Source organism: Brenneria sp. L3-3C-1 (assembly GCF_016456245.1).
In the GTDB taxonomy this organism is placed as follows: Bacteria; Pseudomonadota; Gammaproteobacteria; order Enterobacterales; family Enterobacteriaceae; genus Brenneria.
Genome location: NZ_JAEMHF010000036.1, coordinates 1 through 556 on the forward strand (window position 1 = coordinate 1; position 556 = coordinate 556).

Sequence of the window (556 nt, forward strand, 5' to 3'; positions counted from 1 at the left end):
TCGCTGCCGCAGCTTCGGTGCATGGTTTAGCCCCGTTACATCTTCCGCGCAGGCCGACTCGACCAGTGAGCTATTACGCTTTCTTTAAATGATGGCTGCTTCTAAGCCAACATCCTGGCTGTCTGGGCCTTCCCACATCGTTTCCCACTTAACCATGACTTTGGGACCTTAGCTGGCGGTCTGGGTTGTTTCCCTCTTCACGACGGACGTTAGCACCCGCCGTGTGTCTCCCGTGATAACATTCTCCGGTATTCGCAGTTTGCATCGAGTTGGTAAGTCGGGATGACCCCCTAGTCGAAACAGTGCTCTACCCCCGGAGATGAATTCACGAGGCGCTACCTAAATAGCTTTCGGGGAGAACCAGCTATCTCCCGGTTTGATTGGCCTTTCACCCCCAGCCACAAGTCATCCGCTAATTTTTCAACATTAGTCGGTTCGGTCCTCCAGTTAGTGTTACCCAACCTTCAACCTGCCCATGGCTAGATCACCGGGTTTCGGGTCTATACCCTGCAACTTAACGCCCAGTTAAGACTCGGTTTCCCTGCGGCTCCCCTAT

At 53.6% G+C, this 556-nt stretch carries 1 rRNA gene; it reads right to left on the reverse strand.

The window, feature by feature from the left end:
* A 23S ribosomal RNA gene (locus tag JG725_RS20590) occupies nucleotides 1–556 on the reverse strand; the annotation flags it as partial.